The following is a 15,374-nucleotide window of genomic DNA, read 5'->3' as shown; positions in this document are numbered from 1 at the left end:
GGGAGCGTTGCCGTGTACCGCGTTCGCTGTACGGCTGAGAGCTCGGTCCAGTCTCGAATGTGCCGGGTGCGGGTTGTTTGTGGCTGGTCGCGCGGTTCCCCGCGCCCCTGTTCGCCCCTGCGGGGCGATCGGGGCGTCAGTCCTCCGTCGGGATCGAGACCAGCCACCTCGTGTCCCTGCGCGGGCGGAGGTACAGGGCCCAGTAGAGGGTTGCCGCCGCCGTGATGCCGCCCGTCCAGAGCAGGTACGCCGTCTCCTGTTGGCTCAGGATGTACGTCAGTACGGCTATGAGCAGCACCGGCACCGCCGGCCACAGGGGCATGCGCCAGGCCGGGGTGTGCTGGTGGGGGCCCTTGCGGGACAGGAGTGCCGCCACCGCCACCAGCAGGTACATGGCGGTCACCGAGACGCCGGTGATGCCGTAGAGGGTGTCCAGGTTCACGAAGCAGAGGATCGCGCCGGGGACGCCGACCGCGAGGGTGGCGACCCACGGGGAGCCGAAGCGGCCCAGTCTGGCGAAGACGTTGTTGACGGGGGCGGGCCAGGCCTTGTCGCGGGCCGAGGCGAACAGGACGCGGGAGTTCTGGATGACCATGACGATGCCCGCGTTGATGATCGCGAGGGCCACGCAGAGGCTGACGAAGGTGCCGACGGCGGAGTTGGACCAGTCGGTGACCATCGTGCCGATGTCGCCGCCCGTGAGTGCGGAGAGGTCCTTGGCGCCCATCGTGATCGCGATCACCGGGACCAGGATGATCACGGAGGAGATCGCGAGGGTGGCGAGGACCGTGCGGGCCACGTTGCGGCGCGGGTTCTCCATCTCCTCGGAGAGGTAGACGGCGGTGGAGAAGCCCTGGGTGATGAAGAGGGCGATGGCCAGGCCGGACACGATCAGCATCGCCGTCACCGTGTCCGCGTGGCCGTCCGCGCCTGCCACCTGGAGCGACACCAGGCTGTCCGCGCCCCGCTCGCTGTGCGCGAAGCCCAGGACCGCGACCACGGCCGCCGCGATCACCTCGAGGACCAGGAAGACACCGGTGATCCACGCGTTGGCGCGCAGGTCGAGCAGACCGGCGAGGGTCGCCAGGAGCATGACGCCGGCGCCCGCCGTCGACGGGTCGAGGTGGACGATCGGGGCCAGGTAGTCCGCGGTGCCCATCGCGATCACCGGCGGGACGATCATCACGACCAGGAGGGACAGCACGAAGACGAGCCAGCCCGCCAGACGGCCCGCCATCGTCGAGACCATCGCGTACTCGCCGCCCGCGCTGGGGATGAGGGTGCCCAGCTCGGAGTAGCAGAACGCCACGGCGATACAGAGGAGGGAGCCGATGGCGATCGTCAGGGCGGTCGCGGTGCCGAGCGAGCCGAACAGGTCCGGGACCACCACGAAGAGCGTGGACGCGGGGGTCACACAGGAGAGGGTCAGAAGGGTGCCGCCGACGACTCCGATGGAGCGCTTGAGCTTCTGGGGACTGTCGGGCGCCTCGGGGAGAGCGGCCTCGGCAGGGCGGAGCGTGTCGGTCATACGGCGGTTCCGATCGACTCGTGCAGCAGATGGCGCTGATGGAACCCCGACGAAAACCATTGCGTCAATGGCTTGCCTGCTACGGAATCAGTAGGTCAACTGCCCTTTCGAATTCATATACGGCAGTCAATTGCTGTCTCCTCCCCGCCCTTGAGATGTACGGGAACCGCAGCGTCCGCGGTGAAAAAATCCCGTCGCGGGGGTGTCGGTGTGGCCCGCTACAGTCATTTCTCACAGAACTCACATACGAATCACAGCAACGGGTGGGGAACATGAAGCTGAGGCACACCGCTGCCTGGGTGGGGTTCACGGCGGCAGCGCTCTTCGCGACGTCGGCGTGCGGCGCGGAGTCCGTCAAGCAGACGGCCGACGCGGTCGACAAGACCGACGCGATCATGGCGGCGCTCACGCGGGCCACCGACCGCACCGAACAGACCGGCTCGGCCGAGATCAGGATGACGACCGACCTGGGCACCGGCACGCCGATAGCCATGGACGGCACGTACTCGTGGGGCGACGGCATCGCCTACGACGTCCAGATGGACACCGCGGCCGCGCAGATGCAGACCGTGCAGGACGACCCGACGATCCACTGTCTGCTCGTCGACGGCGTGTACTACTACGACGTCGACCCGCAGGCCTCCGGCCCGCTCAAGGGCAAGGAGTGGATGAAGGTCGACGCCTCCGCCGTGTTCGGCGAGAACGGCGCCTCGGCGATGAACGGGGGCGGCGGTGGCAACCCGACGGCCTCGATGAAGGGCCTCAAGTACGCCGATGACGTCAAGGACCTCGGCTCGGAGACCGTCGACGGCCAGAAGACGACCCACTACCGGGCCGTCATCGACCAGTCGAAGATGGGCAAGTTCAAGGACGCCTACACCGACAAGGACAGCCTGCTGGGCTCGATGACCGGCGGCGCGGACTCCATCACCATGGAGATCTGGGTGAACGACAAGGACCTGCCCGTCCGTCTGAAGCAGGTGATGGGCAAGATCACGGCCACCATGGACTTCTCCGAGTTCGGTGCCACGGCCGAGGTCAAGGCTCCGCCGGCCGCGGAGACCGCCGACATGACCCAGGCGCTGAAGGACGCGCAGGGGCAGTAGGCCTCCCGTGGACACGACCGAGCCCGGGCACCTGGCAGGTGCCCGGGCTCAGTGGTCGCTCAGTGGTTGCGCGGGAAGCCCAGGTCCACGCCCGAAGGGCCGTCGGCCGGGTCGGGCCAGCGGGTGGTGACGACCTTGCCGCGGGTGTAGAAGTGCGTGCCGTCGTTGCCGTAGATGTGGTGGTCGCCGAAGAGCGAGTCCTTCCAGCCACCGAAGCTGTGGTAGCCGACGGGGACCGGGATCGGGACGTTCACGCCGACCATGCCGGCCTCGACCTCCAGCTGGAAGCGGCGGGCGGCGCCGCCGTCCCGGGTGAAGATCGCGGTGCCGTTGCCGAACGGCGAGGCGTTGATGAGGGCGATGCCCTCGTCGTAGGTGTCGACGCGCAGCACGGTCAGCACCGGGCCGAAGATCTCGTCCTGGTACGCCTTCGCCGTGGTGGGCACCTTGTCGAGGAGCGAGATGCCGATCCAGTGACCGTCCTCGAAGCCCTCGACCGTGTAACCGGTGCCGTCCAGGATCACCTCGGCGCCCTCGGCCGCGGCGCCGGTGACGTAGGACGCCACCTTGTCGCGGTGGACCTTGGTGATGAGCGGGCCCATCTCGGAGGCCGGGTCGTTGCCGGGCCCGATCTTGATCTTCTCGGCGCGCTCGCGGATCTTCTCCACCAGCTCGTCGCCGATCGCGCCGACCGCGACCACGGCCGAGATGGCCATGCAGCGCTCGCCCGCCGAACCGTAGGCCGCGCTCACCGCGGCGTCCGCCGCCGCGTCGAGGTCGGCGTCCGGGAGGACCAGCATGTGGTTCTTGGCGCCGCCCAGGGCCTGGACGCGCTTGCCGTTCGCGGAGGCCGTGGTGTGGATGTAGCGGGCGATCGGGGTCGAGCCGACGAAGGAGACGGCCTTGACGTCCGGGTGCTCCAGGAGACGGTCCACGGCCACCTTGTCGCCGTGCACGACGTTGAAGACACCGTCGGGCAGACCGGCCTCGGCCAGCAGCTCGGCGATCTTCAGGGAGGCCGACGGGTCCTTCTCCGACGGCTTCAGCACGAAGGTGTTGCCGGTCGCGATGGCGATCGGGAACATCCACATCGGGACCATCGCCGGGAAGTTGAACGGCGTGATGCCGGCCACGACACCGAGCGGCTGGCGGATCGAGGCCACGTCCACGCGGCTGGCGACCTCGGTCGACAGCTCGCCCTTCAGCTGCACGGTGATCCCGCACGCCAGGTCCACGATCTCCAGGCCGCGCGCGACCTCGCCCAGCGCGTCGCTGTGCACCTTGCCGTGCTCGGCGGTGATCAGCTCCGCGATCGCGTCCCGGTTCGCCTCGAGGAGCGCCCGGAACCTGAACAGGATGGTCGTCCGCTTGGCCAGCGAGGAGGTGCCCCAGGTCTGGAACGCGTCCTTGGCGGCGGCGACGGCGGAGTCCACCTCCTCCACGGAGGCGAACGCGACCTTGGTGGTGACCGCGCCGGTCGCCGGGTCGGTGACCGGCCCGTAGTTGCCCGACGCGCCTTCGACGGTCTTGCCGCCGATCCAGTGGTTGACGATCTTCGTCATGCCCAGTTGCTCCTTCACAGATGGCGGCGTCGGGTAGAGACGTGCCGGTCGTACAGCTCTCGTGCCTTGACCGCCGACGGTCGGGTCGCGGTCTCGGCCACAGGTACATCCCACCAGGCTTGCGCCGGAGGCGCGCCCGACACTGTGTCTGCCGTTTCGGTCTCGACGTAGACACATGTGGGTGTGTCCGCCGCACGTGCCTGAGCGAGGGCCTCGCGCAGGTCACTCACGGTCTTCGCGCGCAGCACGCGCATGCCCAGGCTGGCCGCGTTGGCGGCCAGATCCACCGGGAGCGGCGCCCCGGTGTAGGTACCGTCCTCGGAGCGGTACCGGTACGCGGTGCCGAACCGCTCGCCGCCCACCGACTCGGAGAGCCCGCCGATCGAGGCGTACCCGTGGTTCTGGATGAGCAGCATCTTGATCGCGACGCCCTCCTGGACGGCGGTCACGATCTCGGTCGGCATCATCAGGTACGTGCCGTCGCCGACCAGCGCCCAGACGTTGCGCTCGGGGGCGGCCATCTTCACGCCGATCGCGGCCGGGATCTCGTAGCCCATGCAGGAGTAGCCGTACTCCAGGTGGTACTGGTCCCGGGAGCGTGCCCGCCACAGCTTGTGGAGGTCGCCGGGGAGCGAGCCGGCCGCGTTGATGATCACGTCGGACTCGTCGACCAGGGCGTCCAGGGCGCCGAGGACCTGCGGCTGGGTCGGGCGTACATCGGGTTCGTCGGCCTCGTAGGCGGCGTCGACGCGGTACTCCCAGCGGTCCTTGTCGAGCCTGTACTCATCGACGTACGACTCCGTGACCCGGTGGTCGTGCATGCGCAGGGCCGCGGTCAGCTCGGCCAGGCCGCTGCTCGCGTCCGCGACGAGCGGCTGCCCGGCGAGCTTGTGGCCGTCGAACGGGGCGATGTTGAGGTTGAGGAAGCGCACGCCGTCACCCGAGAACAGGGTGTGGGAGGCCGTGGTGAAGTCGGTGTAGCGGGTGCCGACGCCTATCACCAGGTCGGCCTGGCGGGCGAGTTCGTTGGCGGTCGCGGTGCCGGTGTGGCCGATGCCGCCGACGTCCTGGGGGTGGTCCCAGCGCAGGGAGCCCTTGCCGGCCTGGGTGGAGGCGACGGGGATGCCCGTGGTCTCCGCGAACTCGGCGAGGGCCTCCTCCGCACGGCTGTGGTGGACGCCGCCGCCCGCGACGATCAGCGGCCGCCGGGCCGCGCGGATCGCCCGTACCGCCTCGGCGAGTTCGGTCGGGTCCGCGCCCGGGCGGCGTACGACCCAGGTGCGCTCGGCGAAGAACTCGTCGGGCCAGTCGTAGGCCTCGGCCTGGACGTCCTGCGGGAGCGCGAGGGTCACCGCGCCCGTCTCCACCGGGTCGGTGAGGACGCGCATCGCCTGGAGGGCCGCCGGGATCAGGGCCTCCGGGCGTGTGACGCGGTCGAAGTACCTCGACACCGGGCGCAGGCTGTCGTTGACGCTGATGTCTCCCGCGTACGGGACCTCGAGCTGCTGGAGGACCGGGTCGGCGACGCGGGTGGCGAAGGTGTCGCCGGGCAGGAGCAGGACCGGGAGGTGGTTGATCGTGGCGAGCGCGGCGCCGGTGACCAGGTTGGTGGCGCCGGGGCCGATGGAGGTGGTGACGGCGTGGGTGGACAGACGGTTCGACTGCCTGGCGTACCCGATGGCCGCGTGGACCATCGACTGCTCGTTGCGGCCCTGGTGGTACGGCATGTCGTCGCCGTACTCGATGAGCGCCTGACCGAGTCCGGCCACGTTGCCGTGGCCGAAGATGCCCCAGGTGGCGCCGATCAGCCGCTGCCGTACGCCGTCGCGCTCCGAGTACTGGGCGGCGAGGAAGCGTACGAGTGCCTGCGCGACCGTGAGCCTCGTCGTTGAGGTCATCGGTAACCCTCCGTGTGGTCCGGGTGGAAGCAGATCCGCCACTCCCGCGTCTGACCCGGTCCCGCCATGACGTTCAGGTAGTACATGTCGTGGTCGGGCTGGGCGATGGACGGGCCGTGCCATCCGTCGGGGACGAGGACGGCGTCGCCGGAGCGGACCTCCGTGAGGACGTCCGATCCGCCCTCACGGGAGGGAGATACGCGCTGATAGCCGAAACCGTTCGGGCCGTCGATCTCGAAGTAGTAGATCTCCTCCAGCTCCGCTTCCTCGCCGGGCCGGTTCTCGTCGTGCTTGTGGGGCGGGTACGAGGACCAGTTGCCGCCGGGGGTGATGACCTCGACGGCGATGAGCTTGTCGCAGTCGAAGGCGTCGGCGGAGGCGAAGTTGCGGACGTGGCGCAGCCGGTTGCCGCTGCCGCGCTCTTCGGTGGGGACCTCCGGCGCGGGGCCGTAGCGGGCGGGGAGTCGTCGCTCGCACTTCGCTCCTGCCAGGGCGAAGCGGCCTCCCGCGCCGGAGGCGATCGTTGCCCGGGCGTCGCGGGGAACGTACGCGAAGTCGGAGACCGACGCGAACACGCTTTCCCTGCCCAGGAGTTGGAACTCGTTTTCTTCTGTTTGTACGGTACATCCGCCTTCCAGCGGAAGAACGATCCACTCGCTGTCGCCGGTGGTGAAGGTATGCGTGCCACCCGGCTCCAGCGTGACGATCCGCAGACTGCAGTAGGTCCAGCCGGCCCGCTTGGGGTCGATGTCCACGGTGTACAGGGCGTTGGTCGAGGATCCCTCGGGAACGTACAACTCGATGCTCATGCGGCCCTCACAGCAGTCCTACGGCGGTGTCCACGGCGGCGGCCACGTCCCCGTCCGCCGGGTAGAGCAGCGAACGGCCGACCACCAGACCCCTGACGGTGGGGAGTTGCAGCGCCCCGCGCCACTTCTCGTACGCGCCGTCCTGGTCGTCTCCCACCTCGCCGCCCAGGAGGACGGCGGGCAGCGTGGAGGTGGCCATGACCTCGGCCATGTCGTCGGGGTTGTCGGTGACGGGGACCTTCAGCCAGGTGTAGGCCGAACTGCCGCCCAGGCCCGAGGCGATGGCGATGGACTTGGTGACGGCTTCGGCGGAGAGGTCGTTGCGCACCTTGCCCTCGTCCGTGCGGCTGCTGATGAACGGCTCGACGAAGACCGGGAGTCGCCGTGCGGCCATGTCGTCGATCGCGCGGGCGGTGGACTCCATGGTGGTGAGGGAGCCCGCGTCGGCGTAGTCGATCCGCAGCAGCAGCTTGCCGGCGTCGAAGCCGAGCCGCTGTATGTCCTCGGCGCGATGGCCGGTGAAGCGGTCGTCGAGTTCGAAGCTGGCGCCCTGGAGGCCGCCGCGGTTCATCGAGCCCATGACGACCTTGCCGTCGAGGGCGCCGAGCAGCAGCAGGTCGTCGAGGATGTCGGCGGTGGCGAGGACGCCGTCGACGCCGGGCCGGGACAGCGCCAGGACCAGGCGTTCGAGCAGGTCGGCGCGGTTGGCCATGGCGAACTTGCGGTCGCCGACGCCGAGGGCGCCGCGGGCCGGGTGGTCGGCGGCGACGATCATCAGGCGGTCGTTCGCGCCGAGCAGCGGCCGGCGGACCCGGCGGGCGGCGGCCTCCGCGATCGCCTCGGGGTGGCGGGTGCGCAGACGGACGAGTTCGGAGACGTCGACGGTCACTTGACGGCCCCCGCGCTGATCGCGGCCTCGACCTCGTCGGGTGTGGGCATCGCCGAACTGCACTCCAGGCGGGAGGCGACAATGGCCCCGGCCGCGTTGGCGTGCCGCATGATCTTCTCCAGGTCCCAGCCTTCGAGGAGGCCGTGGCAGAGCGAGCCGCCGAAGGCGTCGCCGGCGCCGAGACCGTTGAGGACGGTGACGGGCAGGGGCGGGACCTCGGCTTCCTCGCCCTTGCTGTTGACGGCGAGGACACCCTTGGGGCCCTGCTTGACCACGGCGAGCTCGACACCGGCGTCCAGCAGCTCCTGGGCCGCCGCGCGGGGTTCGCGGACGCCTGTCGCGACCTCCACCTCGTCGAGGTTGCCGACCGCGACGGTGGTGTGGCGCAGGGCCTCCTCGTAGAAGGGGCGGGCCTGCGCGGGGTCCTTCCAGAACATGGGGCGCCAGTCGAGGTCGAAGACCGTGAGGCCCGTCCTGGCACGGTGGGCGAGGGCCGCCAGCGTCGCCGTACGGCTGGGCTCCTCGCTCAGGCCGGTGCCGGTGACCCAGAAGACACGGGCGTCCCGGATGGCGTCGAGGTCGAGCTCGTGGGCGTCGATCTCCAGGTCCGGGGCCTTGGGCTCCCGGTAGAAGTACAGCGGGAAGTCGTCCGGCGGGAAGATCTCGCAGAAGACGACCGGGGTGGGCAGGCCCGGGACCGGGGTGACCCAACGGTCGTCGACGCCGAAGTCCTTCAGCGCCTGGTGGAGATAGGTACCGAAGGGGTCGTCGCCGGTGCGTGTGATCACCGCGGTGCGGCGTCCCAGGCGGGCGGCGGCGACCGCGACATTCGTGGCCGAGCCGCCGAGGAACTTGCCGAAGGACTCCACCTCCGGCAGCGGGACGCCCGTCTGCAGCGGATAGATGTCTACTCCGATCCGCCCCATGGTGATCAGGTCGTACGCCATCGAGTTCCCTTCGTATCGGCTCTCCCCCGGATTTCTAGCCCCGGATCCCGCGCCCTGTCAATGTTTTGTCCAGACATTCGGACGAGACCTTGACAGCGCTTACTGCTCGAACCGAAGCTGACCGGCATGACGTCGTTGTCACCTCAGCCCTCACTGTCGCGCATCCGGATCGGGTCGGCTCCCGACTCCTGGGGTGTGTGGTTCCCCGACGACCCCCAGCAGGTCCCCTGGCAGCGCTTCCTCGACGAGGTCGCCGGCTCCGGTTACGAGTGGATCGAGCTGGGCCCGTACGGGTATCTGCCGACCGATCCCGCGGTCCTCACCGAGGAGGTGAACCGTCGGGGCCTGAAAGTGTCCGCCGGCACCGTCTTCACCGGCCTGCATCACGGCGAGGCCGTGTGGGAGAAGACCTGGGCGCATGTCGCGGACAACGCGGTGCTGGCGCAGGCGATGGGAGCGAAGCACCTCGTGGTCATTCCGTCCTTCTGGCGGGACGACAAGACCGGTGAGGTGCTGGAGTCCGACACCCTGACGCCGGAGCAGTGGCGCAATCTCACCTCGTTGACCGAGCGTCTTGGGCAGCGGGTGCGGGAGGAGTACGGGCTCCGGATCGTCGTCCATCCGCACGCCGACACACACATCGACAGTGAGTCGAATGTCGTCCGCTTCCTGGACGGGACCGACTCCTCGCTCGTGTCGCTGTGCCTGGACACGGGGCACTACGCGTACTGCGGCGGGGACAGTGTCAAGCTGATCGAGACGTACGGGTCACGGATCGGGTATCTGCATCTCAAGCAGGTGGATCCGGAGATCCTCGCGGACGTGCGGGCCAAGGGGACGCCGTTCGGGCCCGCGGTGGCGCAGGGTGTGATGTGCGAGCCGCCGACCGGTGTGCCTGCGCTGGGGCCGGTCCTGGAGGCTGCGGGAAAGCTGGATGTGGATCTGTTCGCGATCGTCGAGCAGGACATGTACCCCTGCGAGCCGGACAAGCCGTTGCCCATCGCTCAGCGGACTCGTGCGTTTCTTCGGAGTTGCGGGGCGTGACGGGCGCCTGAGGGGGTGCCGGGTGCCGTGCGTGGGCGAGTGCGGGTGATTCGCGGCCTGTCGCGCAGTTCCCCGCGCCCCCGGGAGTGTTGCAGCATGGGGCGATGAGTCGTGCCGCGCGTGTCCTGAACGGATATGGACCCTCTGGGACCTGGGAGTTCGCCGTTGCCGCGCCTCATCCTCGGGTGCGGCCCGCGATCATCAGCTATCGCGGGGTCCGGGTCGCCATGAAGGGGCCCCGGCGGCGGCTGGAGGCGCCCATCGGGGCGGCCACGCTGCTGCTCGGGTTCGAGGAGCCCGTACGGATCTCCCGGGCGGGACGTGCCCCTGACACCCTCGTGTCCGTGTTCTGCGGGCCCACGACGACCCCTGCCGTCGGAGAGCACGACGGACGGCTCTCCGGCATCGAGGTGCTGTTGGCGCCCTGGGCGGCCTTCACTCTCTTCGGGACGCCGCAGCACGAACTCGCCAATCGGACCGTCGATCCGGACGAGTTGCCGCATGCCTTGCCCGACCGGGTCGGTGAACTCGCTTCCGCGTTGGCCGCGTTGCCGACGTGGGAGTCGCGGTTCGGGCTGCTGGACGAGGTGTTCGCGCGGTGGTTCGCGGCAGGTACGCCCTGCTCGGACCGAGTCGTGCGGGCGTGGGCGGAGTTGGTGCGGAGCGGGGGTGCGATGCCGGTGCCGCGGCTTGCCGAGGAGGTCGGGTGGAGCGTGCGGCAGCTGGAGAGCCGGTTCCGGGAGCAGATCGGGCTCGGGCCCAAGGCGGCGGCCCGGGTGCTGCGGTTGCAGCGGGCTCGGCGGCTGCTGGCGGCGGGGCGGGGGCAGGCGGAGACCGCGGCGGTGTGCGGGTACTACGACCAGGCCCATCTCAGCGGTGAGTTCAAGGCGATGACCGGGTGCACACCGCGGGAGTTCACGCTGGCGCGACGCGGGCCGGGCGGGGTGCCCGACGGTGACCGGATGACGGGCGAGGCGACGAGTCTGGTGCTCACGCCGGGTGGCGGTGCGGATTTTTCCAAGACCGGCGGTGTTGGCTGAATGCAGTCTGTGACCTCCGGTGCTGAGCCGCTCCGGCCACGGGGGGACGGGGGAGCCGGCGGGCCGGGCCCGGCGCAGCGGGTCCGGCCCGTCCTGGGCATCCGCCTCCGACCGCACGCCGTGAGGAGCGGTCCGCGTGCCGATGTCAACGCGCCCCGCCCATAGGCCCGCGTACGCCTTTGCTGCACTCACGTCACAAACGCCCCCTTCGTGTCACACATGTCGCGTGTACGCGGGTCTTGCGTCACACGCGGTACACAGGCCCTGACTTGCGGTCACTCAACGTCGTTCACCGGGCACAGGCTTTGTGATCGCCAGCGCAGCGCCCGGTACCCCCGACGGCCGTTCCCGGCCGGCGCCGCGGTGCGCGCGAGGAGGTGCCACTCATGACCGACCGAAGGCTCTGGTCGTACAAGGAGATCGCGGCGCACATCCGGGTGCAGCCGGACACCGTGCGGTCGTACCGCAAGCACGGGCTGCTCCCGCCGCCCGACCATGTCGAGGGCGGCAAGCCGTTCTGGTACGCGGACACCGTCCGGAAATGGGTCGCCGCGCGCCCGGGCAACCGTGGGCGCAGAGAGGACTGAGACACCTCCCGTCGTGTCGAAGGGTGCCTGCGTACGGCTCGCGGGCACCCCTTTTCGTGTGCCGGTGGCCACGAAAACCGCGGGCCTCGAGAAGGTCGTCTCTGACACAGTCGCCCCATGAGCGACTTCTCTGTCAAACCTGTCCTCACCGGCGGGAAGACCGTGCTGCGTCCGTTCACGGAGGCGGACGCGGAGGGCATGTGGGAGATCATCGGCGACGCGGAGGTCACCCACTTCACGGGCGACCCGCCCGCCGAGATCACCCCGGAGCGGCTGCGGGACTGGTACGGCTCCCGCAGCGCTCAGCCGGACCGCCTCGACCTCGCCGTCACCGACCACGCCACCGGTGAACTCGTCGGCGAGGTCGTGCTCTACGAGTGGGACCCCGAGGCCCGCAGCTGCACCTTCCGCACGCTCATCGGCCCGCGGGGACGCGGCCGGGGCATCGGCACGGAGGCGACGCGGCTCATCGTCGGGTACGGCTTCGAGCGACTCGGCCTGCACCGGATCCAATTGGAGGCATACGCCTTCAACCACCGGGCCCTGCGCGTGTACGAGAAGGCCGGGTTCGTACGGGAGGGCCTCCGGCGGGAGACCGAGTTCAAGCACGGCGCATGGGTCGACGAAGTCGTCATGGGCATCCTCGACCGCGACTGGGTCGCCCTCACCGCCACGGCTCGATGACCGTCACCCCCGCCCCCGGTGCCGTGCCCATCGCGGCCAGCGCGGCGGGGGTCGCGTCCAGGTCGATCGAGGACGTCACCAGCAGATCGGGCCGCAGCACGCCCGCCCGGACGAGCTCCAGCATCGGCGGGTAGGTGTGCGCGGCCATGCCGTGGCTGCCCAGGAGTTCGAGCTCCAGGGCGATCACGCGGGCCATCGGAACCGGGGTCGTGCCGGTGGGTGAGGGGAGCAGGCCGACCTGGACGTGCCGGCCCCGGCGGCGCAGCGAGTCGACCGAGGCCGCGCAGGTGACGGGCGAGCCCAGGGCGTCCAGCGACAGATGGGCGCCGCCGCCGGTCAGCTCGCGGACCGCCGCCCCCGTGTCCCCGGCCTTCGACGCGTCCACGCACTCCGCCGCGCCGAACTTCCGTGCCAGGTCGAGCGCCTGCGGGGACACGTCCACCGCCACCACCCTCGCCCCCGACGCCGCCGCGATCATCACCGCCGACAGGCCCACCCCGCCACAGCCGTGCACCGCGACCCACTCCCCCGCGGCGACCCGTCCCTGTTGCACGACCGCGCGGAACGCCGTGGCGAAACGGCAGCCGAGCCCTGCGGCGGTGGCGTAGGAGAGGTCGTCGGGGACCGCCACGAGGTTCACGTCGGCGTGGTCCAGGGCCACGTACTGGGCGAACGAACCCCAGTGGGTGAAGCCCGGCTGGGTCTGGTGCGGGCAGATCTGGTGGTCGCCGGCGGCGCAGGTCGCGCAGGTGCCGCAGGCGCAGACGAAGGGGACGGTCACTCTCTCGCCGGGGCGCCAGGCGGTGACGGCGGTGCCGACTGCTTCCACGACACCGGCGAGTTCGTGGCCGGGTACGTGGGGGAGGGTGATGTCCGGGTCGTGGCCCTGCCAGCCGTGCCAGTCGCTTCGGCAGAGGCCGGTGGCTTCTACGCGTACGACGACTCCGTGCGTGGGAGGTGCGGGGTCGGGGACCTCGCGTACCTCTGCCGGGTCACCGTATTGCTCGAATACCACCGCTCGCATCTGCCATCCCCTCGCCGTTTTCGTCTGCGGGTACATCGTGGCTGGTCGCGCCGTTCCCCGCGCCCCTGGGTGGGTTCTCGCCCCCTTCGCTCAAGCCGAACCGTTCGTGGAACCTCCGCAGCGGTCCCGGCGCCCACCATGTCGCCCGTCCCGTCAGTCTCATCACCGCCGGGACCAGCAGGCTCCGTACGATCATCGCGTCCATCACGACCGCCAGGGCGATGCCCAGGCCCAGCATCTTGGTGTTCGTCACCCGCGACGTGCCGATCGCGACCATGACCACCGCCAGGATCACCGCCGCCGCCGTGATCAGGCCGCCCGTGCGCTGGAGGCCGTGGCGGACCGCCTCGGTGTGGTCGCCTGTCGTGTCGTACTCCTCCTTGATGCGGGACAGGAGGAAGACGCCGTAGTCCATGGAGAGGCCGAAGGCCACGCAGAACATCAGGACCGGGAGGGTCGTCTCGATCGAGCCGGGGCTGGTGAAGCCCAGCGGGCCGGAGAGGTGACCGTCCTGGAAGACCCAGACCACCGCGCCGAACATGGCCGTCAGACTGAGCGCGTTGAGCACCACCGCCTGGATCGGTATCAGCACGCTGCCGGTGAGGAGGAAGACCAGGAGCAGGGTGACGATCACTATGAAGGCGAGCGCCCAGGGCAGTTGCTCGGCGATCGCGTCCTTGGAGTCGACCAGGACGGCCGCGGTCCCGGTCACGCTGGTGTCGAAGGGGGCGTCCGTGGAGCGCAGTTCGCCCACGAGACGCTGAGCCGCGTCGTCGACCGCCTCACCCTTCGGCTGGACCGTGAAGTACGCCGACTCGCCGTGCACCAGGGGGCCGTCGACCCTCAGCACCTCGGGGAGTTCGGCGATCCGCTCCTTGTACGCGGCGTACTGGGCTTCGCTCGCCCGGCCCTCCGCCAGGACTTCCAGACCGCCGCCGGGGCTGCCCGGGAAGCCGTCCCTGATGTGCTGCTGCACGACATGGGACTCGGCGGTCGAGGGCAGCTGGCGGTCGTCGGCAGTGCCGAACCGCACCCCCAGGAAGGGGAGTCCGAGCAGGACGAGGACCGCGGTGGTGCCGAGCGCGAAGAAGGGGGCCCGGCGCATCACGAGCGTCGCCGTGCGCGCCCAGGCCGCGCCTTCCCGGGCGGGCCGCTCGCGGCGGAACAGGCGCCGCAGGTCCCAGGAGTCGACCCGCTCTCCCAGCAGGACCAGCGCCGCCGGAAGCAGGATCAGTGCGGCCGCCGCGGCCAGCAGGACGACCGCGATGCCGGCATAGGCGAAGGAGCGCAGGAAGTACTGCGGGAAGAGCAGCATCGCCGCCAGGGAGACCGCGACCGTGAGGGCCGAGAAGAGGACCGTGCGGCCGGCCGTGCGCAGGGTGGTGCCGACCGCGGTCGACGGGTCGGCGCCGGCGGACAGTTCCTCGCGGAAGCGGCGGACGATGAACAGGGCGTAGTCGATGGCCAGGCCGAGGCCGAGGGCCGTGGTGAGGTTCATCGCGAAGACCGAGACGTCGGTGAACTCGGTCAGGCCGCGCAGCACGGCGTTGGTGCCCAGGATCGCCACGATGCCGATGCCGAGGGGCAGCAGGGCGGCGACCGCGCTGCCGAAGACCATCACCAGCAGGACGAGCGTCACCGGCAGGGCGATCAGCTCGGCCCGGGTGAGGTCCTCCTGGATGATCGTCTGCATCTCGTGCCGCACGGCGACCGGGCCGCCGATCGTCACCTCCACGGGGCCGTGCGCACCGCGGAAGGAGGGCGCGAGGCGGTCCAGGGTCTTGCCCATCTCCTTCTCGTCGCCCGTGATGCGGGCGGCGATCAGTGCCTCGTGTCCGTCCTCCGCGCGCAGGGCCGGGGCGCCGGTGGCCCAGTAGGAGCCGACGCCTGTCACGCCCTGCTCGCCCGACAGGCGCTCCGTCAGGCGCTCGGCCTCGGCCGTGACCGCCGGGTCGTCCACCGAGGCGCTCCCCGCGTCGACCAGGAGCAGGAGATTGGGCTGGGAGTCCGGGAACTCGCGCTCGAGCGCCTTGGTCGCGTACGTGGACTCGGCGTCCGGGTCCTCCCAGCCGCCCGCGCCCATACGGTCGGCGACCCCGCTTCCGGCCAGCACGGCGAGCACGGTGAGCACCAGGGCCGCGAGCAGCGACAACCGCGGTCGGGCGGTCACGAGTTTGGTCCAGCCCCCGGTGCGCGGCGGCTTGTCGGCTTCGGTCATCGTGCGGTGTCCCCTTCACCAGGCAGCATGGATCTGCC

13 protein-coding genes are annotated in these 15,374 nt (G+C 70.3%); 5 read left to right on the top strand and 8 right to left on the bottom strand.

Features of this window, described 5'->3' with window-relative positions; all coding sequences use genetic code 11:
- Positions 1 to 136 precede the first annotated feature (136 nt).
- Positions 137 to 1,528 (bottom strand): APC family permease, encoded by a 1,392-nt coding sequence (locus tag ACIOHP_RS24125; RefSeq protein ID WP_401890632.1) that lies wholly within the window; start codon positions 1,526 to 1,528, stop codon positions 137 to 139.
- A gap of 272 nt (positions 1,529 to 1,800) precedes the next feature.
- Here ACIOHP_RS24125 and ACIOHP_RS24120 point away from each other — a divergent pair, with 272 nt between their 5' ends.
- Positions 1,801 to 2,634 (top strand): hypothetical protein, encoded by an 834-nt coding sequence (locus ACIOHP_RS24120; protein WP_361539099.1) that lies wholly within the window; start codon positions 1,801 to 1,803, stop codon positions 2,632 to 2,634.
- A 59-nt stretch (positions 2,635 to 2,693) separates the two neighbouring features.
- Here the strand turns inward: ACIOHP_RS24120 and mmsA are convergent, their stop codons facing one another.
- From mmsA to iolC, 5 genes are read right to left on the bottom strand one after another with little or no spacing between them, the layout of a single operon-like run.
- Entirely contained in the window at positions 2,694 to 4,196 is a 1,503-nt protein-coding gene (gene mmsA / locus ACIOHP_RS24115) for a CoA-acylating methylmalonate-semialdehyde dehydrogenase (RefSeq protein WP_361539102.1), read from the bottom strand.
- A gap of 14 nt (positions 4,197 to 4,210) precedes the next feature.
- The gene (gene iolD, locus ACIOHP_RS24110; RefSeq protein WP_361539105.1) at positions 4,211 to 6,094 is read right to left on the bottom strand and encodes a 3D-(3,5/4)-trihydroxycyclohexane-1,2-dione acylhydrolase (decyclizing); all 1,884 of its coding nucleotides are present in this window, start codon (positions 6,092 to 6,094) and stop codon (positions 4,211 to 4,213) included.
- Positions 6,091 to 6,903 (bottom strand): 5-deoxy-glucuronate isomerase, encoded by an 813-nt coding sequence (gene iolB, locus ACIOHP_RS24105; RefSeq protein WP_361478718.1) that lies wholly within the window; start codon positions 6,901 to 6,903, stop codon positions 6,091 to 6,093. Before iolB ends, iolD begins: the two co-directional genes overlap by 4 nt.
- A gap of 7 nt (positions 6,904 to 6,910) precedes the next feature.
- Positions 6,911 to 7,792 (bottom strand): deoxyribose-phosphate aldolase, encoded by an 882-nt coding sequence (locus tag ACIOHP_RS24100; protein ID WP_307030418.1) that lies wholly within the window; start codon positions 7,790 to 7,792, stop codon positions 6,911 to 6,913.
- Complete coding sequence (gene iolC / locus ACIOHP_RS24095; RefSeq protein ID WP_401890627.1) at positions 7,789 to 8,739, bottom strand: 5-dehydro-2-deoxygluconokinase; 951 nt, start codon at positions 8,737 to 8,739, stop codon at positions 7,789 to 7,791. Before iolC ends, ACIOHP_RS24100 begins: the two co-directional genes overlap by 4 nt.
- 126 nt (positions 8,740 to 8,865) lie before the next feature.
- On the opposite strand from iolC, the gene ACIOHP_RS24090 reads away from it, so the two are divergent.
- The 4 genes from ACIOHP_RS24090 (at position 8,866) to ACIOHP_RS24075 (ending at position 12,094) form a co-directional block, all read left to right on the top strand.
- Complete coding sequence (locus tag ACIOHP_RS24090; protein ID WP_307030414.1) at positions 8,866 to 9,783, top strand: sugar phosphate isomerase/epimerase; 918 nt, start codon at positions 8,866 to 8,868, stop codon at positions 9,781 to 9,783.
- A gap of 104 nt (positions 9,784 to 9,887) precedes the next feature.
- Entirely contained in the window at positions 9,888 to 10,823 is a 936-nt protein-coding gene (locus ACIOHP_RS24085; protein WP_401890624.1) for a helix-turn-helix domain-containing protein, read from the top strand.
- 386 nt (positions 10,824 to 11,209) lie between these two features.
- A complete protein-coding gene (locus tag ACIOHP_RS24080) occupies positions 11,210 to 11,410 on the top strand; it encodes an AlpA family transcriptional regulator (protein ID WP_046262470.1) in 201 nt (66 codons plus the stop codon).
- A 117-nt stretch (positions 11,411 to 11,527) separates the two neighbouring features.
- Entirely contained in the window at positions 11,528 to 12,094 is a 567-nt protein-coding gene (locus tag ACIOHP_RS24075) for a GNAT family N-acetyltransferase (protein WP_401890620.1), read from the top strand.
- On the opposite strand, the gene ACIOHP_RS24070 is transcribed toward ACIOHP_RS24075, so the two are convergent.
- The gene (locus tag ACIOHP_RS24070) at positions 12,075 to 13,118 is read right to left on the bottom strand and encodes a zinc-dependent alcohol dehydrogenase family protein (protein WP_401890617.1); all 1,044 of its coding nucleotides are present in this window, start codon (positions 13,116 to 13,118) and stop codon (positions 12,075 to 12,077) included. The genes ACIOHP_RS24075 and ACIOHP_RS24070 overlap by 20 nt on opposite strands.
- Positions 13,087 to 15,336: an MMPL family transporter gene (locus ACIOHP_RS24065; protein ID WP_401890614.1), complete on the bottom strand. Its 2,250-nt coding sequence runs from the start codon at positions 15,334 to 15,336 to the stop codon at positions 13,087 to 13,089. Before ACIOHP_RS24065 ends, ACIOHP_RS24070 begins: the two co-directional genes overlap by 32 nt.
- Positions 15,337 to 15,374: the final 38 nt, after the last annotated feature.

It is taken from the genome of Streptomyces sp. NPDC087859 (assembly GCF_044742595.1).
GTDB classification, from domain to species: domain Bacteria; phylum Actinomycetota; class Actinomycetes; order Streptomycetales; family Streptomycetaceae; genus Streptomyces; species Streptomyces canus_F.
Note: the sequence above shows the minus strand (reverse complement) of the source record. Positions and strands in the feature narration are given on the sequence as shown.